The following is a 24249-nucleotide window of genomic DNA, read 5'->3' on the forward strand; positions in this document are numbered from 1 at the left end:
TTCTCTTTTTTGTATGCAAAAATATATATAAATACACAATCATGATGCCATGCCCATACCGCAAGCCAGTTCACAGGCGTACGCCGCCTACAACGAGATCAAGCGCCGCATCTTTTCAGGCGAGTTCGCCCCCGGTGCGCGCCTGCGCGAGATCGAGGTCGCGGAACTGCTGGACTTGGGCCGCACGCCCGTGCGCGAGGCGCTCAAGCGCATCCAGGACGAGGGCCTGCTGCGGCAGGAGCCCGGCCGCGGCCTGGTGGTCACCACCATGGACCAGCAAGAAGTCGGCGAGCTCTACGCCATGCGCGAAGTGCTGGAATCGGCCGCCGCGGCCCTGGCCGCGCGCCATGCCACCGACGCGGAGATCGCCAACATGGAAGCCATCCTGCGCGAGGGCGGCAGCGATCCGGTGGCGCTCAACCTGCGCTTTCACGAAGCCATCTACAGCGCCGCGCACAACCGCCACCTGATCCGCCTGCTGCGCTCGCTGACCGATACCACCTACTTGCTGGGGCGCAGCACGCTCAGTTCCAGGCCGCGCGCCAAGGCGGCGCAGCAGGAACACGCCGGAATCGTGACCGCGATCCGCGACCGCGATCCGGCCCGGGCATCCGAGGCGGCCCGCGAGCATATCCACCAGGCATTGCTGGAGCGCCTGAAGATGCTGCGCCAGGGGTGAGCCAATCATTTCAAATCATCGAGGAGACAAGACATCATGCGTTACCTGAAGAGCATCCGCCGGCGCGCGCTGGCCGCGGCGGCCTGGATGCTGCCGGCGCTGGCTTGCGCGCAAGCTTTTCCAGACCAGCCCATCAAACTGGTGGTGCCGTTCGCGGCGGGCGGCGGCACCGACAGCATTGCGCGCGATATGGCGCGTACGCTGAGCGACCGGCTGGGGCAGCCGGTCGTGGTCGAGAACCACGGCGGCGGGGGCGGCTCCATCGGCGCCAACCTGGTGGCGCATGCCGCGCCCGACGGCTACACCCTGCTGTTCGCCACGTCCACTTTCGTGACCAACGCGGCGGCGCAGGCCACTCAGATGTACGACGTCGAGAAGTCATTCGCCCCCGTGGCGCTGATCGGCCGCGGGCCGCTGTTGGTGGTGACCAACAAGGACCTGGGCGTGCAGTCGGTGGCCGAGCTGCGCAGCCTGGCTGGCCAGCGGCCCGACGACATCAATTTTTGCTCGGCCGGGGCGGGCAGTATCAATCACTTGTCGGGCGAACTCTTCAAGCAGAAGGCAGGCGTGCAGATGACGCACGTGCCATACAAGGGCAGCGGCCCGGCCACGGTGGATCTGCTGGCAGGAAGAGTGCAGGTATTTTTCGCGACCGTGCCGACCATGCTGGGGCAGGTGAAAGAGGGCCGCGTGCAGTTGCTGGCCGTCACCAGCAAGGCGCGTTCGCCGCTGTTCCCCGACACGCCGACCATGGCCGAGGCGGGCGTGCCGGATTTCGACATCTCGACCTGGTGGGGCATCCTGGCTCCGGCCGGCACGCCGCCGCAGGTGGTCCAGCGGCTCAATACCGCGGTCAACGAGGCCGCTGCCGCCGACCTGGTGCGCCAGCGCCTGACCAGCGAAGGCGCCGACCTGTACGCGGGCCCGCCCGAGGACTTCAGCCGCGCCTTGTCGGCCGAACTGGCCTTGTGGCGCGGCGTGGTGCAGCGTTCGGGCATTCGCCTCGATTGACGCAGCGGAGGACCGATCATGGCACATGTTCCTATTAGCCCCGCCGTGCCCGGCCGCCGGCGCTGGTTGGCGCGCGCCGGCGCCGCCGCCATGCTTGGCGTTCTCGGCCGGCGCGCCCTGGCGCAGCCCGGCTATCCGTCGCAGGCCATCACCGTGACCGTGCCGTATGCGCCGGGCGGGCAGGGGGATGTCTTCGCGCGCTTGCTGGGCGAGCGGCTTGGCGCGGCGCTGGGGCAGACCATGGTGGTCGAGAACCGGCCCGGCGCTTCCGGCTCGATCGGCACGCGCCAGGTCGCGCGCGCCGCGCCCGACGGTTATCACCTGCTGCTGGGGCAGACGGGCGAGATGGCGGTCAATCCATTCGTGATGCCGGACCTGGGCTACGATCCGCAGCGCGATTTCATTGCGGTCGCGCTGGTGGGCGATTCGCCGCTGGTGCTGGCGGTGCCGGCGGGCTCGCCGCATGCCGACCTGGCGGCGCTGGTCGCGGCGGCGCGCGCCCGGCCCGACACCGTCACGTATGCATCGTCGGGCACCGCGACGCCGGGGCATCTGGCCGCCGCCGCGCTGGCGCTGGCCACCGGCGCGCGCATGGTGCACGTGCCGTACAAGGGCGCGGGGCAGGCCATGACCGATTTGCTCGGCGGACATGTGGATGGCTTTTTCTCCAGCGCGTCGGCGGTCATGCCGCACATCGCGGCTGGCAGGCTGAAGGCGTTGGCCGTGTCCACGCCGCGGCGCGTGGCGGCCCTGCCGGATGTGCCGGCGGTGGCGGAACGCGTTGCGCCAGGCTTCGATTTCAGCCTGTGGGGCGGCTATTTCGCGCCGGCGGGGACGCCCCAGGCGGTCGTGCAGCGGCTCAACAACGACATCAACGCCGTGCTGGCCGATCCGCGCATCCGCAGCCGTCTCGAGGCCGACGGCACCACCGTGCGCCCGGCCTCGCCGGCGGATTTCGCCGCTTTCGTGCGCGACGAGGCGGAGAAGTACCGTCGCCTGGTCGAGGCGGCTGGCGTGCGGGTGCAAGGCTGAGCGGTTCTATTTCTTACGAGGTGTCTTCATGAAGATAGTGGTTCTCCCGGGCGACGGTATCGGCCCCGAAACGATGGCGGTGGCGGTCGACGCCCTGGAAGAGGCGTCCCGGCGTTTCGGGCTGGCCCTGCAGCTCGAACATGACGTCGCCGGCCATGCCAGCCTGCAGCGTTACGGCGCCACCGTGACGCCGGCGTTGCTGGACAAGGTGCGGGCGGCCGACGGGCTGATGCTCGGGCCGATGGCGACCTACGATTTCAAGGACGAGAGCAAGGGCGAGATCAACCCGTCCAAGTTCTTCCGCAAGAGCCTCGACCTGTACGCCAACATCCGCCCCGCCCGCACGTACCGCGGCATGCCGGCGCGGCTGGGCGAGTTCGACCTGGTCGTGGTGCGCGAGAACACCGAAGGTTTCTATGCCGACCGCAACGTCGAATCCGGCGGCAGCGAGATGCTGATCACGCCCGACGTGGTCGTGTCGCTGCGGCGCATCACGCGCCAATGCTGCGAGCGCATCGCGCGCACCGCGTTCGAACTGGCCATGACGCGCAACCAGCATGTGACCATCGTGCACAAGGCCAACGTGCTGAAGCTTGGCGATGGCATGTTCATCGATATCTGCCGCCAGGTGGGGCAAGAGTTCCCCCAGGTGCGCGTCGATGACGTGATCGTCGATGCGATGATGGCGCATGTGGTCCGGGCGCCGGACCGCTATGACGTGGTGGTGACCACCAATATGTTTGGCGACATCCTGTCCGACCTGACCGCGGAGCTCTCCGGCAGCCTGGGCCTTGGCGGTTCGCTCAACGCGGGCCGCGACCATGCCATGGGGCAGGCCGCCCACGGGTCGGCGCCCGACATCGCCGGGCAGGACATCGCCAACCCGGCATCGCAGCTGTTGTCGGCCGCCATGCTGCTGAACTGGTACGGCCAGCGCAAGGGCGGGCGCAATTTCCTGGAGGCCGCGGCGGCCATCGAGCAGGCCATCGCGGCCGCGATCGAGTCGGGGCAATGCACCCGCGACGTGGGCGGCAGCCTGGGCACGCGCGCCGCCGGCCAGGCCGTGGTCGACCGGCTGCGGGCCGCCTGACCATGCCGGCCAGCGCACAGCCCGCCGGCGCCTGCGACTGCCACGTACACGTGGTCGGCGATCCGCGCCGCTATCCCATGGCGGCCGACCGGCACTACACGCCCGGCTTCGCCGGCCCCCCGGACCTGCTACGACACATGGACGGGCTGGACCTGGCGCGCGCCGTCATCGTCCAGCCCAGCGTCTACGGCACCGACAACCGTTGCCTGCTGGACGGCCTGGAGGCGCTGCAAGGCGCGGGCCGGGGCGTGGCGGTACTGGACCAGGACGCCACGCCGGCGGCGCTGGCCGGCTTGCACGCCCGCGGCGTGCGAGGGGTGCGCATCAACCTGGAAAGCGTGGGTCGCAGCGATCCGCACGGTATCCGCGCGGCACTGGCCGCCTGGGGCCGGCGCCTGGCGCCGCTTGGCTGGCATGTGCAGGTGTATGCCTCGCTGGATGCGCTTGCCGCGGCGGCGCCCACGCTGGAGGCATTGCCGGTGCCCGTGGTGCTGGATCATTTCGCCATGATTCCGGCCGGCACCGCGCTGGCGGATCCGCGCGTGCGCGCCGTGCTGGCCTTGCTGGCGTCGGGAGCCGCCTATGTGAAGCTGTCGGCGCCATACCGCATCGATCCGTCCGGCCAGCGCGGCGGCGAGGTCGCCGCCCTGGCGGCCGCTTTGCTCGCCAGCAATCCGGACCGCGTGCTGTGGGCCAGCGATTGGCCGCACACCAGCCGCGCGCCGGGCAAGGCCGCGTCGGAGGTCAGCGCCTACCGCCGGATCGGTAGGGAGCAGTTGGCCGCCGGCATCGCCGCCTGGCTGCCCGATGCCGGCCTGCGCGCGCGCGTGCTGGTCGACAACCCGGCGCGCCTGTACGGGTTCTAGGGGGGCTGCCCGCGCTCCGGGCCGGCCGCGGCTCGGGTGGCCGACGCGTTACACTGCGGACTTCCCCGCAACTGCCTGTTGTCCCTGTTCATGAGTACCCGCGTTCTCACCGGCATCACCACCACCGGCACTCCCCATCTCGGCAATTATGCCGGCGCCATCCGCCCCGCCATCCAGGCCAGCAGGCAGCCCGGCATCGACGGGTTCTATTTCATGGCCGACTATCACGCGCTGATCAAGTGCGATGATCCGGCCCGCGTGGCCCGCTCGCGCCTCGAACTGGCGGCGACCTGGCTGGCGGCCGGCCTGGACACGGAACGCGTCACTTTCTACCGGCAGTCGGATATTCCCGAGATCCCGGAGCTGTGCTGGCTGCTGACTTGCGTGACGGCCAAGGGGCTGATGAACCGGGCGCACGCCTACAAGGCCTCGGTGGACCAGAATACGGCCAAGGGCGTCGATCCCGACGATGGCGTCACGATGGGCCTGTTTTCGTACCCGATCCTGATGGCGGCCGACATCCTGCTGTTCAACGCGCACAAAGTGCCGGTGGGCCGCGACCAGATCCAGCACCTGGAGATGGCGCGCGACATCGCGCAGCGCTTCAACCATTTGTACGGCCGCGAATACTTCGTGCTGCCGGAAGTGGTCATCGAAGAAGAGGTGGCGACGCTGCCGGGCCTGGACGGCCGCAAGATGTCCAAGAGCTACAACAACACGATTCCGCTGTTCGAGGGCGGCTCGGCGGCGCTGCGCGCGGCGGTGATGCGCATCGTGACCGATTCGCGCCAGCCCGGCGAACCCAAGGATGCGGAAGCCTCGCACTTGTACACGCTATACCGCGCGTTCTCGACGCCGGCCGAATCGGCGGCGTTCCGCGCGCAGCTCGAGGAAGGCCTGGGCTGGGGCGATGCCAAGCAGGCGCTGTGCGAGCGCATCGAGCGCGACCTGGCGCCGCTGCGCGAGCGTTATCAAGAGCTGATTTCCAATCCCGGCCGTATCGAAGAGATCCTGCAGGCCGGCGCGCAGAAGGCCCGCAAGCTGGCCACGCCGTTCATCGCGGAACTGCGCGAAGCGGTAGGCCTGCGCACGCTGGGGGCCGCCCAGGCGACCGGCAAGGCCGCCAGGAAAACCGGCAAGTCGGCCCGCTTCGTCAGCTTCCGCGATGACGACGGCCGCTTCCGCTTCCGCCTGCTGGCCGCCGATGGCCAGGAACTGCTGCGTTCCGCGGGCTTCGACAACCCCAAGGAAGCCGGGGCGCTGATGCAGCGCCTGCAGGCCGGCGCGGCGGACTCCCTGCGCGCCGATGGCCTGTCCTATGCGGCCATGGTCGATGGCGAGCCGGTCGCCCATGGGCCGGCGGCGGCCGATGCCGGGCAGCGCGATGCGCTGATCGAGCAGACGCGCCAGGCTTTGGCCGCGCTGGCCGGCTGAGCACTCAGCGCGCGGCGGCCGCGACGATGCGGCCGTCCCGCAGCTGGAAGCGCGGCGGATTGCCCTGGCCGGCGATCTCCAGCACGTCGCCTTCCGCATAGCCCATCACGGCTGGGCAGTCCAGCCATTCCGGGTTGATGAACGGGAAATACCGCAGCGTGCCGCTGCCCTGGCTGGCGAATTCGAAAGTGGTATTGGCCACTACTTCGGGGTCCCACTGGCTGGCGTCGAATACCAGCGAGCAGCGCGCGCCGATGCGATAGGTAATGGCGGCGCCCATGCTGGCGAAGCCCAGCGCGCCGGCGTGCAGGCTGGCGCCATTGACCAGCTCCACCATGCGCGCGCCGAGACGTTCCAGGATGAGCTGCTTGAAAGACGCCTGCACGCCGTCCAGCACCAGGCGGGCATGCTGGCCCAGCGTGACCTCGTCGTAGCTCGCGCTGGGGCTCAGGGTGGCGGCGTCTATGGTCTGCGACGCGTGGGCGGCGAGCGCAAGCGTGTGGCTTCGCATGATGAAAGAGTCTCCGGGATACCGGGCGCAGCCGGATATCGCATGCTGACACCCGGATGGGGCAGCGATTTTATTGTTTTGATACAAAAGGATATTTTCACTTAATTGAGGCTGCCTGGCTGCTCTTTTTTGCCGCGGCGCCCCTAGGGATAACCCGGCCGGCGCTGGCCATGCTTCGGCCGGTGTCGAACTGTGGCGCCCGGACATGCGCTAGAGTGGCCATTCCCAGGAGCTGCGCGATGTCTTATCAACCCGGTTTTTCCGCCACCGCTTTCCTGCTGGCCGACCATGCGCGGGCGGCCATGCTGGCCGAGCTGCTCGACGGGCGCGCCCTGCCTGCCGGCGAACTGGCCCGCACGGCGGGTGTCACGGCGCAGACGGCCAGCTCGCACCTCGCCAAGCTGCTCGACGGCGGGCTGCTCGCCGTGGAAACCGAAGGGCGTCACCGCTATTACCGGCTGGCCGGCGCGCATGTCGCGCGCATGCTGGAAAGCCTGTCGGCGATGCAGCCCGAGCGTCCCGCGGTGCGCAAGGCCCTCAGTCCGCAGGCGCGCGAGTTCCGCTTCTGCCGGCGCTGCTACGATCACCTGGCCGGCCAGCTCGGGGTGGCCATCACCCAGGCCATGCAAGCGCGCGCCTACCTGGCCGCGGCGCCGGACAAGCAATTCGACGTCACGCCGGCCGGCGCCGCCTGGTTCGGCGGCATGGGAATCGACGTGGACCAGCTCCAGCCGACGCGCCGCGGGCTGGCGCGCCAGTGCCTGGACTGCACCGAGCGGCGCCATCACCTGGCGGGGCCGCTGGGCGTGGCGCTGCTTGCCGCGTTGTGCGACCGCGGCTGGCTGCGCAAGGATGCCCACTCCCGCGCGATCAAAGTCACCCCGCAGGGGTGGCGCTGGCTGGGCGAACAACTGGGGATCCAGGCGCCGGCGCTGCCGCTGGCCGCCTGAGCAGCTCAACGGGCGCCGCCGCTGCTGAAAGTTCTACTGGCCACCGCAATTTTTACGCCGCCCGCGCCGGCAGCCGGCTTGGTCGCCGGCAGCCGGCTTGGTCGCCGGCCGCCCGGGTACATGATGTGCTGCTCGATGGCTTGCAGCCGCCATCCCGGCGGCCATGCCCGCAGGAGGACATATGCCCAGATCCCCGACATCCCGGCCGGACGGCCCGGCGACGCGCCCCGGCGCGCCCGGCCGCGCGGCGCCGGTTGACGATTACGAATTCCGGCATTCCGGCCGCCGCGCGGCCGGCCATGGCGGCGGCGCGCTGGATCCTGCGCAAAGCCCCGGCGACGCGCCCGGCCGGCCATCGGGCGACGCCAGCATGGCCGGCCGTGGCCATACGCCGCAGCGGTCTCTCAAGCGCGAGACCGACGAGGAACTGGAGGGACGCTCCGGCCCTTATGTGCGCAGCGGCGAGCGCAAGCAGTCCAAGTAGACGGCTGGCCGCGCGGTTGCGTCAGGTCGGCGCGCCGCCCTGCAGTTGCGGGGTATTGCCGGGCGTGTCATGGACTTCCATCTGGTCGTGCACGCGCCGCACGCCGGTCATGTGAGTCACCGCGGTGATGAGCGCGTCGCGCTCGGCCGCCAGGATATGGCCGCCCAGGGTCACCTCGCCCGCGGCGACCGTCAGGTGGATCGCGCCGGGGTGGCTCACCAGGCGTCCCAGCTGTGCGCGCACGCGTTCGCCCAGTTGGTGGTCGCTGGCGGGCTGGTCCAGGCCCAGCCCGGAACGCACGCCGGCCGTCCAGCCGTGCAGATGGTCGGCCGCCTGCTTGCCTTCCGCCAGCAGGCAGTCGGCGGCGTCGTTGCGCAAGGCCGTCATTTTGTCGCAGAGCAGCGCGCGGCGCCGCCGTCCCGATTGGGGGTCGAGGTAATACATGGCTGCCGCGCCGAGCGCCAGCGTGGCGATGCGGTTCAGGATCTGGTTCACTTGCGTCCTCCGGGTCGGTCGGGCCGTGGCCGCGCCGGTCGGCGCGGCCGGCCGTGGTGGCACTGCGCAAGCGATGTGCCCGGCCGCGCGCGGGCCGGGCGATGTGGCGGCCTCAGCGCTTGAGGCGGGCGAAGGCGTCGGCCATGGCGCTGTTGCGCGGCTCGGCGCGGCCGGCATCGGCCTGCGGACGCCGGCCGGCGGGCTTCGCCGCGCCGCGCGGCGCTTCCCCGCCGCCGCGCCGGGCCGGCTGGGCGGTGTCGTTGAGCCGCATGGTCAGCGCCACGCGCTTGCGCGCCACGTCGACCTCCAGCACCTTGACGGTGACCGTCTGCCCGACCCGCACCACGTCGCGCGGGTCCTTGACGAATTTCTCGGCGAGCGCCGAGATATGCACCAGGCCGTCCTGGTGCACGCCGATGTCGACGAAGGCGCCGAAGTTCGCCACGTTGGTGACCACGCCCTCGAGCACCATGCCGGGGTACAGGTCGTTGAGCGTTTCCACGCCGTCCTTGAACTGCGCGGTCTTGAACTCGGGGCGCGGATCGCGGCCCGGCTTTTCCAGTTCGGCGAAGATGTCGCGCACGGTCGGCAGGCCGAAGCGCTCGTCGGTGAAGTCGGCCGGCGACACGCCCTTGAGCGCGTCGCGCTGGCCGATGATGTGCTGCACGTCGGCCTTGATCTTGGCGACGATGCGCTCGACCACCGGGTACGCCTCGGGGTGCACGGCTGAGGCGTCGAGCGGGTTGGCGCCGTTGGGGATGCGCAGGAAGCCGGCCGCCTGCTCGAAAGCCTTGTCGCCGAAGCGCGGCACCTTGCGCAGCGTGTCGCGCGTGGGGAACGCGCCGTTCTCGTCGCGCCATGCCACGATATTCTTGGCCAGCAGCGAATTCAGCCCGGATACCCGCGCCAGCAGCGCGGCCGAAGCGGTATTCACGTCCACGCCGACCGCATTGACGCAGTCCTCGACCACGGCATCGAGCGAGCGTGCCAGCTCGCGCTGGTTGACGTCGTGCTGGTACTGCCCCACGCCGATCGCCTTGGGGTCGATCTTCACCAGTTCGGCCAGCGGGTCTTGCAGGCGGCGCGCGATGGATACGGCGCCGCGCAGCGTGACGTCGAGGTCGGGGAATTCAAGCGCCGCGGTCTCGGAGGCCGAATACACCGAGGCGCCGGCCTCGGATACCACCACGCGGGTCAGCTTCAGGTCGGGGTACTGGCTCATCATGTCGCCGACCAGTTTCTCGCTCTCGCGCGACGCGGTGCCGTTGCCGATGGCGATCAGCTCGACCTGGTGCCGGGCCGCCAGCGCGGCCAGCGTGGCAATGGTGCCTTCACGGTCGCGGCGCGGCTCGAAGGGGTATACGGTGGCGGTGTCGACCACCTTGCCGGTGCGGTCGATGACCGCCACCTTGCAGCCGGTGCGGATGCCCGGGTCCAGGCCCAGCACGGCCTTGGGGCCGGCCGGCGCGGCCAGCAGCAGGTCTTTCAGGTTGGCGGCGAACACGCGGATGGCCTCGGCTTCGGCGCTTTCGCGCAGGCGGCCGATGAGCTCGCTTTCGAATGCCGTCAGCAACTTGACGCGCCAGGTCCAGCGGCACACTTCGCCCAGCCAGCGCGCGCGCGGCGCGGCGTCCGCGGCAAACAGGCCGTTGCCCAGCTTCAGAAAACCGGCGATGCGCGCCACGCAGGGGTGCGGCGTCTCGGCCTCCAGTTCGGCGTCCAGCCCCAGGCGCAGTTCCAGCACACCTTGCTGGCGGCCGCGCAGCAGCGCCAGGATACGGTGCGAGGGCAGGGTGCGCAGCGGCTCGCTGAACTCGAACCAGTCGCGGAAATTGGCGCCTTCGGCTTCCTTGCCTTCGGCCACCTTGGAATAGAGCAGGCCGGTGGACCAGAGGTGCTCGCGCATGTCGGCCAGCAGGTCGGCATTTTCGGCGTAGCGTTCGGCCAGGATATCGCGCGCGCCGTCCAGCGCCGCCTTGGCGTCGTTGATCGACGCTTCCGGGTTCAGGTATTGCCCCGCCAGCGCGGCCGGATCGCAGGCCGGGTCGGCCAGGATGGCGTCGGCCAGCGGTTCGAGGCCGGCTTCGCGGGCGATCTGCGCGCGCGTGCGGCGCTTGGGCTTGTAGGGGGCGTACAGGTCTTCCAGGCGCTGCTTGGTATCGGCGGCGGCAATCTCTTGTTGCAACTCGGGGGTCAGCTTGCCCTGCTGCGCGATCGATTCCAGGATGGCGCCGCGGCGCTCTTCGAGTTCGCGCAGGTAGCCCAGCCGCACTTCCAGGTTGCGCAGCACGGTGTCGTCCAGGCCGCCGGTGGCTTCCTTGCGGTAGCGGGCGATGAAGGGCACTGTCGCGCCGTCGTCGAGCAGCTCTACGGCGGCGGCCACCTGCGAGGGGCGGGTGCCGAGTTCGGTTGCCAGCTGGGCGAGGATTCGGGCGTGGTCGACGCTGGGCGCGGTGCTCGTGGTGGCGGAAGTGTCGGGCATCTCGATACGACGGCAAAGGGAAAACAAGGGGCGGATTGTGCCACAAGGCGCGGCGCGCCCAGCTGCGGCAGCGCTATTTTAGGCATCCCGGCCGGCCCGGGCGGGGTATCATTTGGGCCACTTCACCGCCTGCCCCGATTGATGCTGGACCTGGATATTTCCGAGTTTTTCGCCGCCCACGGCCCCCTGGCCGCGGCGCTGCCGGGCTATACGCCGCGCCCCGCCCAGGTCGAACTGGCGCAGGCCATCGGCCGCGCCATCGCGGACCGCGCCACGCTGGTGGCCGAGGCCGGCACGGGCATCGGCAAGACCTGGGCCTATCTGGTGCCGGCCTTCGTCCACGGCGGCAAGGTCATCATCTCGACCGGCACGCGCACGCTGCAAGACCAACTGTTCGCGCGCGACCTGCCGCGCGTGCGCGCCGCGCTGGCCGCGCCGGTTACCGCGGCGCTGCTCAAGGGACGCGCCAACTACGTGTGCCACTATCACCTCGACCGCCTGCAGGGCGACGAGCGCGCCCTGAAATCCCGCAGCGAGATGGCGCAGCTGCGCCAGATACAAGTATTCGCAGGCATCTCCAAGACGGGCGACAGGGCCGACCTGGGCAACGTGCCCGAAGATGCCGACATCTGGCAGCGCGTAACGTCCACGCGCGAAAACTGCCTGGGCCAGGAATGCCCGCGCATCCGCGACTGCTTCGTGGTGAAAGCGCGCCGCCAGGCCCAGGAAGCGGACGTGGTGGTGGTCAATCATGCGCTGTTCATGGCGGACCTGGTCCTGCGGGAAGAAGGCGTCACCGATCTGCTGCCCGAGGCCGATACCGTAATCTTCGACGAAGCGCACCAATTGCCCGATACCGCCACGCGGTTCCTGGGCAGCAGCGTGTCGACGCACCAGTTGCTGGACTTCGGCCGCGCGCTCGAGGCCGCCGGCCTGGCCTATGCGCGCGAGGCCGCCAAATGGAGCGAGGTCAGCCGGCAGGTCGAGACCGCCGCGCGCGAGCTGCGCCTGGCGTGCGCGCCGCTCGACCAACTGCCGGGCCGCAAGGCCACGTTCGAGGCCATCCCCGACGCCGAGCAGTTCGACGCCGCGCTGGCGGCGCTGCGGCAGGCGGTGGAGGCCGCCACGCGCGCCCTGGGGGCGGTGGCGGAAAAGCATCCCGACCTGGCCGCAGCCGCCCGGGGCGGCGCCGAAATCTCGCTGCGGCTGGCGCGCTGGGCCACGCCCGGGCGCGATGGCGCGGCGACGGATGAAGGATGGGGCCAGGACGTGCACGCGCTGGCGCCGGCTGGCCCAGACGGCCCGCCGCTGGCCCAGGCCCTGCTGCAAGGCGCGGCCGCGGCGGCCGACCACGGCGGCCCGGCGGTGCGCTGGGTCGAGCACGGGCTGCACCATGTGCGGCTGCACTCGGCGCCGCTGTCGGTGGCGCAGGCTTTTTCGCGCTTCCGCAAGCCCGGACAGGCGTGGGTGCTTACGTCCGCCACCCTGTCCGTGCACGGCGATTTCGGCCATTTCACGCGCCAGCTTGGGCTCGACGACGCCCGCACCGGCCGCTGGGAATCGCCGTTCGACTACACCGGGCAGGGCTTGCTGTTCGTGCCGCGCGACATGCCGGAGCCGCAGTCGCCGCGTTTCGCCGAGCGTTTCGTGCAGACGCTGGTGCCGCTGCTCGAGGCCAGCCCGGGCGGCGCGCTGGTGCTGTGCACGACTTTGCGCGCGGTCGAACGCGTCGCCACGCTGCTGGCCGACGCGTTCGACGACCAGGGCCACGACTGGCCCCTGCTCAAGCAGGGCGATGCGACGCGCCGCGAGCTGCTGGAACGCTTTTGCAAGCTGGACCACCCGGTCCTGGTGGGCAGCGCCAGCTTCTGGGAAGGCATCGACCTGCCGGGCGACGTGCTGACGCTGGTGGCGATCGACAAGCTGCCGTTCGCGCCGCCGGACGACCCGGTCATCGAGGCGCGGCTGCGCGCCTGCCGGGTGCGCGGCGGCAACCCGTTCGCCGAATACCAGTTGCCCGAGGCGGCCATTTCGCTCAAGCAGGGCGCCGGGCGGTTGATCCGCACCGAACGGGACTGGGGCGTGTTGATGGTGGGCGACGCGCGCCTGGTCGAAAAGCCCTATGGCAAGCGCCTGTGGCGCGGCTTGCCGCCGTTCTCGCGCACGCGCGAACTGAACGAGGTGCTGGCGTTCTATGCGCGGCGCCAGCAGGCGGCCGCATAGCGCGCACCGCCCGCGCCGCGGGCTACTTCCAGGAGAACGGGTTCCACCAGCTCTTGTCGGTGAGCAGCTTGGACTCGTCGTAGGTGCTGTTGGGGAAGTTGGTTTCGAGCACGCGTTGCGCGTCGTTCTTGAGGTCGGTCATGCCGAGCTTGTCGTACGACGCCACCAGGATGTACAGCGCCTCTTCGGCCGCCGGCGCGCCTTCGAAATCCGTGATGACGGTCTGGGCGCGGTTGGCGGCCGCCACGTACGCGCCGCGCTCGTAGTAATAGCGCGCCACGTAGACTTCGTTCATGGCGATGGCGTTGACCAGCCAGGTGACGCGCTTCTCGGCGTCCGGCGTGTACTTGCTGGCGGGGTAGCGCTTGATCAGTTCATTGAATGCGTCGTAGGACGCGCGCAGGCCCTTGGGGTCGCGCTCGGCCGGATCCTGCCCGGTGAGGTTGCTCATGAAGGCGCTGGCCGGCGTGAAATTGATCAGGCCCTTCAGGTACAGCATGTAGTCGGTGCCCGGGTGGTTGGGGTACATCTGCTGGAAGCGGTCGATGGCGGCCAGGGCCTGCTCGTTTTCGCCATCCTTCCAGTTGACGTAGGCCAGGTCGATGAGCGCCTGCTGGGCGTACACGCCGAACGGGTAGCGGCTTTCGATGGCCGTCAGGCGTTCGCGGGCTTCGGACCAGGCGCCCGCCGCGGTCTCGGCCTTGGCGTCGGCATAGAGCTGCTCGGCGCTCCAGCCCGCCGTCTTGTCATATTTCGTGTCAGTGCCGCTGCATCCTGCGATGGCCAGGGCGACTGACAGCGCGGCGGCCGTACGCAGGAGCGACCCGCGACGAGCAGGGCGGTTCGGGGAGGCAGCGGTGAGGAAAGTCACGAGCTTGGTTTCCTTGGTGTTAGGATGGCACGCTGAATTATATGATTTGTCCACATGCCCCACACAGACGCCCCTGCCGCCGCGCCGGCCGGCCTCGCGGCGGATGACGAGCCCCAGTTCATCACCGTGCCCGCCGGCACCCGCGCTGACCGCCTCGACAAGGTCCTGGCCGCCTTGCTGGGAGGGCATTCGCGCAGCCGCCTGCAGGGCTGGATCGAGGCCGGCTGGGTGCGGGTCAATGGCGCGCCGGCCAAGGTGCGCCAGGTGGTGGGCCCCGGCGATGTGCTGGCGGTCTGGGAGCAACCCGCGCCCGAAAGCCTCGCCTTCGCGCCCGAACCGGTGGATTTCGCCGTGGTCGACGAAAGCCCCGACTGGATCGTGGTCGACAAGCCGGCCGGCCTGGTCACCCACCCGGGCGCCGGCAATTGGCACGGCACCCTGCTCAACGGGCTGCTGCACCGCTATCCCGAACTGGCGCACGTGGCGCGCGCCGGCATCGTCCATCGCCTCGACAAAGACACCTCCGGCCTGATGGTGGTGGCGCGCACGGAACTGGCGCAGACGCACCTGGTGCGGCAGCTGCAGGCGCGCAGCATGGGGCGCGAATACATCGCCCTGGCGCACGGCTGGCTGGCCGGCCAGGGCGTGGTCGAGCGCGCCATCGGCCGCGATGCGCGCGTGCCGGTGCGCATGAGCGTGGACCGTCCCATCGCGCCCAAGCCCGCCGTCACGCACTACGCGCCGGCCCGCCGGGGAGCAGCCGCCAGCGGCGAGCCCGTGACCGAAGTCGTGTGCCGCCTGGAAACCGGCCGCACGCACCAGATCCGCGTGCACCTGGCCAGCCTGGGCCATCCGCTGCTGGCCGACGCGCTGTATGGCGGTGCGCCGCTGGCTGGCGCCAGCCGCCAGATGCTGCATGCGCGCGCCCTGCATTTCGACGACCCCGGCGGCCGCGGCGAGCTGGGCTTCGATGCCGCGCCGCCCGCTGACATGCGACAAGTACAGGAAACCCTGCAATGGAACGCCTGATCCACGGATTGGCCGTCGTCACAGGCCCGCAGTGGCCCGGCGTGCAATATTTCTGCACCACGCGCGCCGGCGGCGCGGGCACGGCCCCTCATGACACGCTCAACCTGGGCCTGCGCGCCGGCGACCGGCCCGAGGTCGTGCAGGAAAACCGCCGGCGGGTGCGGGCCGCGGTGCCTGGCGAGCCGCTCTGGCTGCGCCAGGTGCATGGCGCCGAGGTGGTCGACGCCGATGCCGGCCCGGCCGCCGAGCCGGCCGCCGACGCCAGCGTCACCGCCGCCCGCGGGCGGGTGCTGGCCGTCATGGTGGCCGACTGCCTGCCCGTCTTCATCACCGACCTGGACGGCACGGTGGTGGGCGCGGCGCATGCCGGCTGGCGCGGCCTGGCCGGCGGCGTGCTCGAGCACACCTTGCACAGCCTGCGCGCCAAGGCGCCCGGCGCGCGCGGCTGGCGCGCCTGGATCGGGCCGGGCATCGGGCCAGCCGCCTTCGAGGTAGGGGCCGATGTGCGCGCCGCCTTCGCCGCCGACGGCGCCGAAGCGCAGGCCCTGTTCGCGCCGCGCCCGGACCGCCCCGGCAAATGGCTGGCCGACCTGCCGGCGCTGGCCTTGTTGCGGCTGCGCCGTGCCGGCGTCGAGGACGCGCATGCCAGCGGGCTGTGCACGGTATCGGACCCCGGGCGCTTTTTCTCCTACCGGCGCGACGGCACGACCGGCCGGATGGCCCTGCTCGCGTGGCGGGAATGAGGCCGCCGTGCGGCGGCGCGGCAGCGGCCGGCCGGCCCGCCGCCGCGCCGCCGCGGTTATCCTTGTATACCCGCATTGACAGCCCCTATGCCGCCATGCACCATCGGGCTGTCGCGCAGTCATCAACACAAGGTGCGGGCTCGCGCCAGATGTCTCGCGCCGGACCATAATATGGTGTCGAAGTGAACGCCCCTCTTTCCGCTGCATGGCCCGTTCCGGTTAGCGTGGCGCCGGACGCCCTGGCAGAAATCCAGGCCGAATTCTCGCGTGAATGGCTGCGCCTGTGCGACGACGCCCAGCGCGGCGCGCTGGCGCCTCCCGCCGACCGGCGCTTCCGCGGCCCGGCCTGGCAGGCCAGTCCGCAGCACACGCTGCTCGCGCATGCCTACCTGCTGTCGGCCCGCACGCTGTCGCGCATGGTCGATGCCGCCCAGGTGGGCGAACCGCTGCGCAACCGGCTGCGGTTCTCCATCATGCAATGGGTCGACGCGCTGTCGCCATCCAACTTCCTGGCGTTCAATCCCGAGGCGCAGCAATCCGCCATCGAGACCGCCGGCCGGGCGCTCAGCGACGGCCTGGCCAACCTGGTCAACGACCTGCGCAAGGGGCGCATCAGCCAGACCGACGAAACCCAGTTCGAGATCGGCCGCAATGTCGCCACCACGCCGGGGCAGGTGGTGTACCAGAACCGGCTGTTCCAGTTGATCCAGTACGCGCCGCAGACCGACACCGTGTACGAGCGGCCGCTCGTGATCGTGCCGCCCAATATCAACAAGTACTACATCCTCGACCTGCAGCCGGCCAATTCCTTCGTGCGCTACGCGGTGGAGCAGGGCCACACCGTGTTCATGGTCTCGTGGCGCAATCCGCTGGCTTCCGACACCGATGGCGTCGACCGCGCCACCTGGTCGCAGTATCTCGAAGAGGCCGTGCTCAAGGCGCTGGAGGTCGCCAGCGACATCACCGGCCAGCCGCAGGTCAATGCGCTGGGGTTCTGCGTGGGCGGCACGTTGCTGGCCTCGGCGCTGGCGCTGGCCCATGCGCGCGGGCAGCGGCCGGCGGCGTCGCTCACGCTGCTGACCGTGCTGCTCGATTTCCACGACACCGGCGTGCTGCAGGTGTTCGTCGACGAGGCCCACGCGCTGCTGCGCGACCAGCAACTCGGCCAGGGCGGCCTGATGGCGGGCCGCGACCTGGCCACCACGTTCTCGTTCCTGCGGCCCAACGAGCTCGTCTGGAACTATGTCGTGGGCAACTACCTGAAGGGCCAGACGCCTCCTGCCTTCGACCTGCTGTTCTGGAACGGCGACAGCACCAACCTGCCGGGGCCGTTCTTCGCCTGGTATTTCCGCAACACCTATCTCGAGAACAATCTCAAGGTGCCGGGCCGCGCGCAAGCGGCGGGCACGGCACTCGACCTTACCCGCCTGGACGTGCCGGCCTACTTGTACGGTTCGCGCGAAGACCACATCGTGCCCTGGACCGCCGCCTATGCGTCCACGCAGTTGCTGCGCGGTCCGCAGCGCTTCGTGCTGGGCGCCTCCGGCCACATCGCCGGCGTGGTCAATCCGCCGGCGGCCGGCCGGCGCAGCTACTGGGTCAGCGACGATCCGGCGCTGCCCGGCGACCCGCAGGCGTGGCTGGCGCGGGCCGCGGAACACGCCGGCAGCTGGTGGCCGGACTGGTCCCGCTGGCTGGCCACGCATGCCGGCGCGTCGCGGCCCGCCCGCACGCGCCTGGGCAATGCCCGCTACCGGCCGGTCGAGCCGGCGCCGGGCAGCTATGTGAAGGTCCGCGCAACTTGAGCGCCCCACCCGGGTCGAACGGTTTGCAGCAAGCAGTCATTTAGGCGCCCAGCGCGCAGGAGGAAGGGACATGAGCGGGAAACTGGCATACGTCACCGGAGGGATGGGCGGCATCGGCACGGCGATCTGCCGCCGGCTCGCCAAGGACGGCTTTCGCGTGGTGGCGGGCTGCGGCCCGCGCCGCAACTACCAGCAATGGCTGGATGAGCAGGCGGCGCAGGGCTATACCTTCCACGCATCGGTCGGCAACGTGTCCGACTGGGATTCCACCGTGGCCGCCTTCGAGAAAGTGGTCGCCGAGCTCGGCCCGGTCGACGTCCTGGTGAACAACGCCGGCATCACCCGCGACGGCCTGTTCCGCAAGATGTCGGCCGACGACTGGCGCGCCGTCATCGATACCAACCTCAACAGCCTGTTCAATGTGACCAAGCAGGTCATCGACGGCATGGTCGAGCGCCAGTGGGGCCGCATCGTCAACATCAGTTCGGTCAACGGCCAGAAGGGCCAGTTCGGGCAGACCAACTATTCCACCGCCAAGGCCGGCATCCATGGTTTCACCATGGCGCTGGCCCAGGAGGTGGCCAGCAAGGGCATCACGGTCAATACCGTGTCGCCCGGTTATATCGGTACCGACATGGTGCGCGCCATCCGGCCGGACGTGCTCGAGAAAATCGTCGCCACCATCCCGGTGCGCCGGCTCGGCGCGCCCGAGGAGATCGCATCCATCACGTCGTGGCTGGTGTCCGACGAGGCGGGTTTCGCCACCGGCGCCGATTTCTCTCTCAACGGCGGCCTGCACATGGGCTGACCGCAACCGGCCGGGAGGCGCCAGGCGGCCTTTCCGGCTTACACTTGGAATAGTTCAAAGTTAAAGAGATCGCCCGATCTCGGGGACAACCATGACGCAAGCACAGAACGGCGCCAGCCTGCGCCTGATCAAAAAGTACCCCAACCGCCGGCTGTACGACACGCAGACCAGCACTTACATCACCCTGGCCGACGTCAAGCAGCTCGTGCTGGCCAACGAAGAGTTCCAGGTGGTCGATGCCAAGAGCGGCGACGACCTCACGCGCAGCATCCTGCTGCAGATCATCCTCGAAGAAGAGAGCGGCGGCATGCCGATGTTCTCGTCGAACATGCTGTCGCAGATCATCCGCTTCTATGGGCACGCCATGCAGGGCATCATGGGGTCGTACCTGGAAAAGAACATCCAGGCGTTCATGGAGATCCAGCAGCGCATGGCCGAACAGTCCAAGGGCCTGTACGGCAGCCAGTTCGGCCCTGAGGCCTGGGCGCAGTTCATGAATGTGCAGACGCCCATGCTGCAGAACATGATGAACAACTACATCGACCAGAGCAAGAACCTGTTCGTGCAGATGCAGGACCAGATGCAGGACCAGACCCGGGCGATGTTCTCGTCGTTTCCGTTCACGCCAGGGGGCGGCACGCAGGGCGGCGGCCGCAAATAGCGCGGGCGGGCGAGGGCCCGCGAAACCTGCTCGGCTTGCGATATGTCAGGAGCCTGTCAGGACGTTCGCGATACAGTAATGAAAACGGTTCTTGTTTATTAAACGGAACCGTTTTCTCGTTCTGTATCTAGAGGCTCCGCATATGTTGAAGAAAATCCTGGCGCTGGCCGCTGGCCTGGCGCTGTCGGGTTCTGCTCTCGCCGTCGAATACCCCATCGGCGAACCCGCGCAGAAGGGCGGCATGGAAATCGGCGCGGTCTATCTGCAGCCGATCGAAATGGATCCGCCCGGCATGATGCGTCCCGCCAAGGAGTCCGACGTGCACCTCGAGGCCGACATCCACGCCACGGCCGACAACAAGACCGGTTTCCCGGAAGGCGAATGGGTGCCGTACCTGGTGGTCAAGTACGAAATCCAGAAATCCGGCAGCCCGAACGCGCAGAAGGGCCTCTTGATGCCCATGGTGGCCAACGACGGCCCGCACTACGGCGACAACGTCAAGCTCGAGGGCCCCGGCAAGTACAAGCTGAAATACTTCATCGCGCCGCCCGGCGCCGACCACGCCAGCCATTTCGGCCGCCATACCGACAAGGAAACCGGCGTCGGTCCCTGGTTCGAACCGTTCGAGCTCGAATACGAGTTCGTCTACGCCGGCACCGGCAAGAAGGGCGGCTATTGATGGCGCGCCGCCGTCCTGCCTGGCTGGCCGCGCTGGCGCTGTGCGCCGGGCTGTCGGCCGTCCTGCCCGGGGTGGCGCGGGCCGAATTGCCCACCTTCAAGCTGACCTTCAAGCCGGACGGCACCTTCGAGCCGGCCCGGCTGGTGGTGCCGGCCGGCCGCTTCAAGATCGAGCTGGTCAACGAAAGCAACGAGCCGGTCGAATTCGAAAGCATCCCCTTGCGCAAAGAGAAGGTCATGGGGCCCGGCGTGAGCTCGTTCGTGGTGATCACCATTTCGCGGCCGGGCGAATACCCCTTCTTCGACGACTTCCACCAGGACGTGCGTGGCACGCTGGTAGTCACTCCCAAGGACTGATCCGGCATTCATGGAACAGGTACTTTTCATTGTCTGGCGCGAAAGCGTCGAAGCGCTGCTCGTGGTGGGCATCCTGTATTCATGGCTGCGCGCCGCGCCCGAGGGCCGGCGCGGCCTGCCGTACCTGTGGGGCGGCGTGGCCGCCGGCCTGGCGCTGGCCGTGGCGCTGGCCCTGGTGCTGCTGGGCGTGTCGTCGTGGCTGAGCGACGAGGGGCAGGAGTGGTTCCAGGCCATCATGTCGCTGGTAGCTTGCGCCCTGGTGGTGCAGATGGTCGTCTGGATGAAAAAGCACGGGCGCACGCTCAAGCGCGATCTCGAAAGCGGCGCCCATGCCTCGGCGGCCCACGACAACTGGTGGGGCCTGCTGGTGCTGGTCATGATCGCCGTCGCGCGCGAGGGCAGCGAGACGGTGGTGTTCCTGTACGGCAGCCTGGCGGCCGGGCAGGGCGGCGATACCGCCATGCTGGCGCTGGCCGGCATGGCCGGCTTCGCGGTGGCGCTGCTCACGTTCTGGCTGCTGCAGCTGGGCGGCAAGCTCATCACCTGGCGGCGCTTCTTCCGCCTGACCGAAGTGCTGCTGCTGTTGCTGGCCGGCGCCTTGCTGGTAGGCGGCCTGGACCACCTGATTTCGCTGGGCGTGCTGCCCACCGTGATCGATCCCGTCTGGGACAGCTCCTGGCTGCTCGACGACAGCAGCGGCGTGGGCAAGGTCCTGGCCGATTTCGCCGGCTATCGCGCTTACCCTGCGTTGATATCGGTGCTGTTGTGGGCGGCCTACTGGGTGGTGGTGTGGGGCCTGTTGCGGCGTGCCGGACGGCCGCCCAGCGCGGCGCCCGTGCCCGCTTGAGGGTTTTGCGTTGAACGGCCGGCAGTCCTGCCGGCCATGGCGTTTGAAGGTTGATTCGATGGCAGCCGTACTCGGGCGCTCCGCCGCCCGCTTCGCTGATTTCCTGCGCGACCACGCGCCCCTGCTGCGCAAGCTGCAGTGGTGCGTGGTCGGCGCCTATGCGTTCCTGCTGATCGTGCCGGCGCTGCTGCCGCTGCCCGACAACGCGGCGTCGGTCTTCAACAACCTGACCATCCTGGCGCAGTTCGCCTTCTGGGGCATCTGGTGGCCGTTCGTGCTGGTTTCCATTCCGCTGCTGGGCCGCGCCTGGTGCGGCTGGCTGTGCCCCGAGGGCATGCTCACCGAATGGGCCAGCGAGCGCGGCCGCGGGCGCTCCATTCCCAAATGGATGCGCTGGGGCGGCTGGCCGTTCGTGGCGTTCGCGCTGACCACGGTCTATGGGCAGCTGGTCAGCGTGTACCAGTATCCGCTGGCGGTGCTGGCCGTGCTGGGCGGCTCCACCATGGCCGCCATGGTGGTGGGTTACCTGTACGGGCGCAACAAGCGGGTCTGGTGCAAATACCTGTGCCCGGTGAATGGCGTGTTCAACCTGCTGGCCAAGCTGGCGCCCTGGCATTTCAAGGTCGACGAAGCGGCCTGGCGCCACCCTGTCATCCGCATCGAGCCGGTCAATTGCGCGCCGCTGGTGCCGTTGCGGCACATGAAGGGCGCGGGCGACTGCCATGTCTGCGGGCGCTGCAGCGGCTACCGGGGCGCCATCGCGCTGACGCCGCGTTCGCCCGAGCAGGAAATCGTCAAGATCGCCACTGGCGATGCCTGGCAGACCGCGTTGATCTGCTTCGGCCTGATGGGCATCGCCATTGGGGCGTTCCTCTGGAGCGCCAGCCCCTGGTTCGTGACCGTCAAGCAATGGGCCGCCACCTGGCTGGTCGAGCACGACATCCTCTGGCCGCTGCTCGACAACGCACCCTGGTTCATCCTGACCCATTATCCCGAGATGAACGACAGCTTTTCGTGGCTGGACGGCGCCGGCATCCTGCTGTTCGTGGTGGGCTGCACGGTGTGCGTGGGCGGCGTGGCGTTCGCCGCGCTATGGCTGGCCGACCGCGCCGCCCCCGCCAGCCTGGCAGGCGGCCGGCTGGCGGGCGTGCACCGGCTGGCCCAGGCGCTGATCCCGGCCGCCGGCATCGGCGTGTTCCTGGGCCTGTCGGCCACTACCGTCACCCTGCTGGGCCACGAGGGCGTCTCGACCAGCTGGGCGGACCCGGTGCGTTTTACGCTGCTGACGCTGGCGGTGGGCTGGTCGCTGCGCCTGCTGTGGCGTCTGCTGGCCCAGCGGGCCGTCGCGTGGCCGCGCAGGCTGGGCGCCTGGCTGCTGGCCGCGGCCGGCCTGGTACCGTTCTGCGCGGCCTGGGTGCTGTTCTTCGCGATCTGGTAGGCGCGCCGCGGCGGCGTTATCATCGGCCGTCCTTCCTTGCCGTGCCGTGCCATGCCTTCCTACGCGTTCCGCCTGCTCAATGTGTTCGCCGAAACCACATTCGGCGGCAACCCCTTGTGCGTGTTCGAGGACGCGCGCGGCCTGTCCGAACAGGTCATGCTCGACCTGGCGCGGCAGTTCAATCTTTCCGAGACCACGTTCGTCCTGCCCAGCGACCGCGCGGATGCGCGCGTGCGCATCTACACGCCCGGCTATGAAATGCGTTTCGCCGGGCATCCCACGCTGGGCACCGCGCACGTGGTGCGCCAGCTGGCCGGCGCCGGCGATCGCCTGGCGCTCGAATTTGCCGCCGGGGTGGTGCCGGTAAGCGCGCAGGGCGCTACCTGGACCTTCACCGCGCCGGCCGGCGGCGCGCCCCGCACCGCGCCGGCCGCGCTGCCGGCGGCCGAGATCGCCGCGCAACTGGGGCTGGACGTGGACGACCTGGCGGACGCGCCGCTGTGGGTCGACACCGGCGCCGACCAGCTGTTGGTGCCCCTCAAGACGCCGGCCGCGGTGGTGCGCGCACGGCCCGACAGCAGCCGCCTGGAACAGTGGCAGCCCAGCAGCCTGGGCCGCAAGACGGCCTATGTGTTCGCCTTCGATCCCGAGCCGGGGCCCGAAGGCCGCCGCAAGGTGCGGGCGCGCTATTTCTTCACGAAAGAAGGTGGGGGCGTGGCCGAGGATCCGGGCACCGGTTCGGCCTGCGCCAACCTGGGCGGCTGGCTGGTCGCGCAGGGCGGGCCGCTGCCCGCGCGCATCCTGGTGGAACAGGGCGACCTGGTCGGCCGCCCCTGCCGCCTCTACCTGGATGTCGCGCCGGACGGCGCCATCCAGGTGGGCGGCAATGTGATCGAACTGGGAAGCGGCACGGTCCGCCTCCCGTAGCCCGGCCGGGGCTTACTACTTGGCTTCGGCCTTGGCGGGATCGACCTTGATGTCGTTCTGCACCTGCTTGACGCCTTCCACGTCGCGGGCCACGCGGGCCGCCTGCTCGGTCTCGGCTTCGGTGCCCACCGTGCCCGTGAGCGTCACCGTGCCATTGGTGGTTTCGACGGCGATATCCAGCGCGCTGAGCGTCTTGTCCGCGACGAAGGCGGCCTTGACTTTGGTGGTGATGACGGCGTCCGAGGCGTACTCGCCCATGGATTGCTTGGGCGCGTCGCCCTGGGCATGAGCCGCCGTGCCGAACACGGCGCCAGCGCCCATGGCGGTGGCGACGATCAGTTTGCGCAGTTGCATGGTCGTTCTCCTTGTTGGGTGGCGGTCGGTGGGGCGGCAGCCGCCGCGGGCTGCCCCAGGCTGCCTATTTTTTCCTGAAGGCGCCGCTCAGGATGGACAGCAGCGCCAGGATCAGGAACACGAAGAACAGGATCTTCGCAATTCCCGCGGCGCCGGCGGCGATGCCGCCGAAGCCCAGCACCGCGGCAATGATGGCGATGATGAAGAAAACAACGGCGTAATACAGCATGTCGTTTCTCCTCGAATGAAAGGGGAATCAGCGATTGGCGTCGAAGAAGGCCCGCACTTCTTTTTCGGCTTCTTCCTTGGTCTTGCCGTAGCGTTCCTGGATCAGGCCGGCCAGCCGTTCGGCGTTGCCCTCGGTGCGGGTCAGCTCGTCGTCGGTCAGGTCGCCCCACGCGGCTTTCGCTTTACCAGTCATTTGCTTCCACTTGCCTGCAACGATGTCGTTGTTCATGGTGGTTCTCCTGGTTG

The 24249-nt window shown here is 69.3% G+C and carries 26 protein-coding genes; 19 read left to right on the top strand and 7 right to left on the bottom strand.

The features are described from left to right. Nucleotides 1-49 precede the first annotated feature (49 nt). The 6 genes from ACKTT0_RS15775 to ACKTT0_RS15800 all read left to right on the top strand — a co-directional run bounded on the left by ACKTT0_RS15775 (nucleotide 50) and on the right by ACKTT0_RS15800 (nucleotide 6112). Nucleotides 50-679 (top strand): GntR family transcriptional regulator, encoded by a 630-nt coding sequence (locus ACKTT0_RS15775; protein ID WP_407850771.1) that lies wholly within the window; start codon nucleotides 50-52, stop codon nucleotides 677-679. A 36-nt stretch (nucleotides 680-715) separates the two neighbouring features. After that, the gene (locus ACKTT0_RS15780) at nucleotides 716-1690 is read left to right on the top strand and encodes a tripartite tricarboxylate transporter substrate binding protein (protein ID WP_407850772.1); all 975 of its coding nucleotides are present in this window, start codon (nucleotides 716-718) and stop codon (nucleotides 1688-1690) included. 18 nt (nucleotides 1691-1708) lie between these two features. Then, complete coding sequence (locus tag ACKTT0_RS15785; RefSeq protein ID WP_407850773.1) at nucleotides 1709-2722, top strand: Bug family tripartite tricarboxylate transporter substrate binding protein; 1014 nt, start codon at nucleotides 1709-1711, stop codon at nucleotides 2720-2722. A 28-nt stretch (nucleotides 2723-2750) separates the two neighbouring features. After that, complete coding sequence (locus ACKTT0_RS15790; protein WP_407850774.1) at nucleotides 2751-3812, top strand: isocitrate/isopropylmalate dehydrogenase family protein; 1062 nt, start codon at nucleotides 2751-2753, stop codon at nucleotides 3810-3812. Between the two features lie 2 nt (nucleotides 3813-3814). Further along, complete coding sequence (locus tag ACKTT0_RS15795) at nucleotides 3815-4678, top strand: amidohydrolase family protein (RefSeq protein ID WP_407850775.1); 864 nt, start codon at nucleotides 3815-3817, stop codon at nucleotides 4676-4678. 90 nt (nucleotides 4679-4768) lie between these two features. Continuing rightward, complete coding sequence (locus ACKTT0_RS15800; protein WP_407850776.1) at nucleotides 4769-6112, top strand: tryptophan--tRNA ligase; 1344 nt, start codon at nucleotides 4769-4771, stop codon at nucleotides 6110-6112. 4 nt (nucleotides 6113-6116) lie between these two features. Here the strand turns inward: ACKTT0_RS15800 and ACKTT0_RS15805 are convergent, their stop codons facing one another. Further along, entirely contained in the window at nucleotides 6117-6623 is a 507-nt protein-coding gene (locus ACKTT0_RS15805) for a hypothetical protein (RefSeq protein ID WP_407850777.1), read from the bottom strand. A 239-nt stretch (nucleotides 6624-6862) separates the two neighbouring features. Here ACKTT0_RS15805 and ACKTT0_RS15810 point away from each other — a divergent pair, with 239 nt between their 5' ends. Together ACKTT0_RS15810 and ACKTT0_RS15815 are read left to right on the top strand one after the other, a co-directional pair. After that, on the top strand, nucleotides 6863-7573 hold the full coding sequence (locus tag ACKTT0_RS15810) for an ArsR/SmtB family transcription factor (protein WP_407850778.1): 711 nt from the start codon (nucleotides 6863-6865) through the stop codon (nucleotides 7571-7573). Between the two features lie 181 nt (nucleotides 7574-7754). Beyond that, nucleotides 7755-8057, top strand: a complete 303-nt coding sequence (locus ACKTT0_RS15815; protein WP_407850779.1) for a hypothetical protein — start codon at nucleotides 7755-7757, stop codon at nucleotides 8055-8057. A gap of 21 nt (nucleotides 8058-8078) precedes the next feature. Here the strand turns inward: ACKTT0_RS15815 and ACKTT0_RS15820 are convergent, their stop codons facing one another. Then, nucleotides 8079-8552, bottom strand: coding sequence for a BON domain-containing protein (locus ACKTT0_RS15820; RefSeq protein WP_407850780.1), 474 nt, complete (start codon nucleotides 8550-8552; stop codon nucleotides 8079-8081). 112 nt (nucleotides 8553-8664) lie between these two features. Then, on the bottom strand, nucleotides 8665-11034 hold the full coding sequence (tex, locus tag ACKTT0_RS15825; protein ID WP_407850781.1) for an RNA-binding transcriptional accessory protein Tex: 2370 nt from the start codon (nucleotides 11032-11034) through the stop codon (nucleotides 8665-8667). Between the two features lie 141 nt (nucleotides 11035-11175). Between tex and ACKTT0_RS15830 the strand changes: the two genes are divergently transcribed. After that, a complete protein-coding gene (locus ACKTT0_RS15830) occupies nucleotides 11176-13257 on the top strand; it encodes a DNA repair helicase YoaA (RefSeq protein WP_407850782.1) in 2082 nt (693 codons plus the stop codon). A 22-nt stretch (nucleotides 13258-13279) separates the two neighbouring features. Here the strand turns inward: ACKTT0_RS15830 and ACKTT0_RS15835 are convergent, their stop codons facing one another. Then, nucleotides 13280-14074 (bottom strand): outer membrane protein assembly factor BamD, encoded by a 795-nt coding sequence (locus ACKTT0_RS15835; protein ID WP_407852440.1) that lies wholly within the window; start codon nucleotides 14072-14074, stop codon nucleotides 13280-13282. A gap of 108 nt (nucleotides 14075-14182) precedes the next feature. On the opposite strand from ACKTT0_RS15835, the gene ACKTT0_RS15840 reads away from it, so the two are divergent. The 10 genes from ACKTT0_RS15840 (at nucleotide 14183) to ACKTT0_RS15885 (ending at nucleotide 23421) form a co-directional block, all read left to right on the top strand. Next, nucleotides 14183-15157 (top strand): RluA family pseudouridine synthase, encoded by a 975-nt coding sequence (locus ACKTT0_RS15840; RefSeq protein WP_407850783.1) that lies wholly within the window; start codon nucleotides 14183-14185, stop codon nucleotides 15155-15157. After that, nucleotides 15145-15900, top strand: a complete 756-nt coding sequence (gene pgeF, locus ACKTT0_RS15845) for a peptidoglycan editing factor PgeF (RefSeq protein WP_407850784.1) — start codon at nucleotides 15145-15147, stop codon at nucleotides 15898-15900. The genes ACKTT0_RS15840 and pgeF overlap by 13 nt, the downstream gene beginning before the upstream one ends. A 182-nt stretch (nucleotides 15901-16082) precedes the next feature. Further along, nucleotides 16083-17705 carry a class I poly(R)-hydroxyalkanoic acid synthase gene (gene phaC / locus ACKTT0_RS15850; RefSeq protein ID WP_407850785.1) on the top strand — a complete coding sequence of 541 codons (1623 nt, stop codon included), beginning with the start codon at nucleotides 16083-16085 and terminating at the stop codon, nucleotides 17703-17705. A gap of 70 nt (nucleotides 17706-17775) precedes the next feature. Then, complete coding sequence (gene phbB, locus ACKTT0_RS15855) at nucleotides 17776-18513, top strand: acetoacetyl-CoA reductase (RefSeq protein ID WP_028354271.1); 738 nt, start codon at nucleotides 17776-17778, stop codon at nucleotides 18511-18513. Between the two features lie 91 nt (nucleotides 18514-18604). Further along, a complete protein-coding gene (phaR, locus tag ACKTT0_RS15860) occupies nucleotides 18605-19174 on the top strand; it encodes a polyhydroxyalkanoate synthesis repressor PhaR (RefSeq protein WP_407850786.1) in 570 nt (189 codons plus the stop codon). 142 nt (nucleotides 19175-19316) lie between these two features. Further along, nucleotides 19317-19853: an iron transporter gene (locus ACKTT0_RS15865; RefSeq protein WP_407850787.1), complete on the top strand. Its 537-nt coding sequence runs from the start codon at nucleotides 19317-19319 to the stop codon at nucleotides 19851-19853. After that, complete coding sequence (locus ACKTT0_RS15870; RefSeq protein ID WP_407850788.1) at nucleotides 19853-20209, top strand: cupredoxin domain-containing protein; 357 nt, start codon at nucleotides 19853-19855, stop codon at nucleotides 20207-20209. The genes ACKTT0_RS15865 and ACKTT0_RS15870 overlap by 1 nt, the downstream gene beginning before the upstream one ends. A gap of 10 nt (nucleotides 20210-20219) precedes the next feature. Beyond that, on the top strand, nucleotides 20220-21056 hold the full coding sequence (locus tag ACKTT0_RS15875; protein WP_407850789.1) for an FTR1 family iron permease: 837 nt from the start codon (nucleotides 20220-20222) through the stop codon (nucleotides 21054-21056). Nucleotides 21057-21114: 58 nt separating this feature from the next. Beyond that, complete coding sequence (locus tag ACKTT0_RS15880; protein ID WP_407850790.1) at nucleotides 21115-22494, top strand: 4Fe-4S binding protein; 1380 nt, start codon at nucleotides 21115-21117, stop codon at nucleotides 22492-22494. 51 nt (nucleotides 22495-22545) lie between these two features. Beyond that, nucleotides 22546-23421, top strand: coding sequence for a PhzF family phenazine biosynthesis protein (locus ACKTT0_RS15885; protein WP_407850791.1), 876 nt, complete (start codon nucleotides 22546-22548; stop codon nucleotides 23419-23421). Nucleotides 23422-23436: 15 nt separating this feature from the next. Here the strand turns inward: ACKTT0_RS15885 and ACKTT0_RS15890 are convergent, their stop codons facing one another. The 3 genes from ACKTT0_RS15890 to ACKTT0_RS15900 form a co-directional block, all read right to left on the bottom strand. Beyond that, nucleotides 23437-23775 (bottom strand): BON domain-containing protein, encoded by a 339-nt coding sequence (locus ACKTT0_RS15890; RefSeq protein WP_407850792.1) that lies wholly within the window; start codon nucleotides 23773-23775, stop codon nucleotides 23437-23439. A 64-nt stretch (nucleotides 23776-23839) separates the two neighbouring features. Further along, nucleotides 23840-24004: a DUF1328 family protein gene (locus ACKTT0_RS15895; protein ID WP_028354263.1), complete on the bottom strand. Its 165-nt coding sequence runs from the start codon at nucleotides 24002-24004 to the stop codon at nucleotides 23840-23842. A gap of 27 nt (nucleotides 24005-24031) precedes the next feature. Continuing rightward, nucleotides 24032-24232 (bottom strand): CsbD family protein, encoded by a 201-nt coding sequence (locus ACKTT0_RS15900; RefSeq protein WP_407850793.1) that lies wholly within the window; start codon nucleotides 24230-24232, stop codon nucleotides 24032-24034. Nucleotides 24233-24249: the final 17 nt, after the last annotated feature.

It is taken from the genome of Bordetella saccharivorans, assembly GCF_045862855.1.
In the GTDB taxonomy this organism is placed as follows: domain Bacteria; phylum Pseudomonadota; class Gammaproteobacteria; order Burkholderiales; family Burkholderiaceae_B; genus Bordetella_A; species Bordetella_A petrii_F.

Excerpts from the sequence above, each read along its gene's own strand:
- ACKTT0_RS15775 (WP_407850771.1), top strand. The coding sequence starts at position 50 with ATGCCCATACCGCAAGCCAGTTCACAGGCGTACGCCGCCTACAACGAG.
- ACKTT0_RS15780 (WP_407850772.1), top strand. The coding sequence starts at position 716 with ATGCGTTACCTGAAGAGCATCCGCCGGCGCGCGCTGGCCGCGGCGGCC.
- ACKTT0_RS15785 (WP_407850773.1), top strand. The coding sequence starts at position 1,709 with ATGGCACATGTTCCTATTAGCCCCGCCGTGCCCGGCCGCCGGCGCTGG.
- ACKTT0_RS15790 (WP_407850774.1), top strand. The coding sequence starts at position 2,751 with ATGAAGATAGTGGTTCTCCCGGGCGACGGTATCGGCCCCGAAACGATG.
- ACKTT0_RS15795 (WP_407850775.1), top strand. The coding sequence starts at position 3,815 with ATGCCGGCCAGCGCACAGCCCGCCGGCGCCTGCGACTGCCACGTACAC.
- ACKTT0_RS15800 (WP_407850776.1), top strand. The coding sequence starts at position 4,769 with ATGAGTACCCGCGTTCTCACCGGCATCACCACCACCGGCACTCCCCAT.
- ACKTT0_RS15805 (WP_407850777.1), bottom strand. The coding sequence starts at position 6,623 with ATGCGAAGCCACACGCTTGCGCTCGCCGCCCACGCGTCGCAGACCATA.
- ACKTT0_RS15810 (WP_407850778.1), top strand. The coding sequence starts at position 6,863 with ATGTCTTATCAACCCGGTTTTTCCGCCACCGCTTTCCTGCTGGCCGAC.
- ACKTT0_RS15815 (WP_407850779.1), top strand. The coding sequence starts at position 7,755 with ATGCCCAGATCCCCGACATCCCGGCCGGACGGCCCGGCGACGCGCCCC.
- tex (WP_407850781.1), bottom strand. The coding sequence starts at position 11,034 with ATGCCCGACACTTCCGCCACCACGAGCACCGCGCCCAGCGTCGACCAC.
- ACKTT0_RS15830 (WP_407850782.1), top strand. The coding sequence starts at position 11,176 with ATGCTGGACCTGGATATTTCCGAGTTTTTCGCCGCCCACGGCCCCCTG.
- ACKTT0_RS15840 (WP_407850783.1), top strand. The coding sequence starts at position 14,183 with ATGCCCCACACAGACGCCCCTGCCGCCGCGCCGGCCGGCCTCGCGGCG.
- pgeF (WP_407850784.1), top strand. The coding sequence starts at position 15,145 with ATGGAACGCCTGATCCACGGATTGGCCGTCGTCACAGGCCCGCAGTGG.
- phbB (WP_028354271.1), top strand. The coding sequence starts at position 17,776 with ATGAGCGGGAAACTGGCATACGTCACCGGAGGGATGGGCGGCATCGGC.
- phaR (WP_407850786.1), top strand. The coding sequence starts at position 18,605 with ATGACGCAAGCACAGAACGGCGCCAGCCTGCGCCTGATCAAAAAGTAC.
- ACKTT0_RS15865 (WP_407850787.1), top strand. The coding sequence starts at position 19,317 with ATGTTGAAGAAAATCCTGGCGCTGGCCGCTGGCCTGGCGCTGTCGGGT.
- ACKTT0_RS15870 (WP_407850788.1), top strand. The coding sequence starts at position 19,853 with ATGGCGCGCCGCCGTCCTGCCTGGCTGGCCGCGCTGGCGCTGTGCGCC.
- ACKTT0_RS15875 (WP_407850789.1), top strand. The coding sequence starts at position 20,220 with ATGGAACAGGTACTTTTCATTGTCTGGCGCGAAAGCGTCGAAGCGCTG.
- ACKTT0_RS15880 (WP_407850790.1), top strand. The coding sequence starts at position 21,115 with ATGGCAGCCGTACTCGGGCGCTCCGCCGCCCGCTTCGCTGATTTCCTG.
- ACKTT0_RS15885 (WP_407850791.1), top strand. The coding sequence starts at position 22,546 with ATGCCTTCCTACGCGTTCCGCCTGCTCAATGTGTTCGCCGAAACCACA.
- ACKTT0_RS15890 (WP_407850792.1), bottom strand. The coding sequence starts at position 23,775 with ATGCAACTGCGCAAACTGATCGTCGCCACCGCCATGGGCGCTGGCGCC.
- ACKTT0_RS15895 (WP_028354263.1), bottom strand. The coding sequence starts at position 24,004 with ATGCTGTATTACGCCGTTGTTTTCTTCATCATCGCCATCATTGCCGCG.
- ACKTT0_RS15900 (WP_407850793.1), bottom strand. The coding sequence starts at position 24,232 with ATGAACAACGACATCGTTGCAGGCAAGTGGAAGCAAATGACTGGTAAA.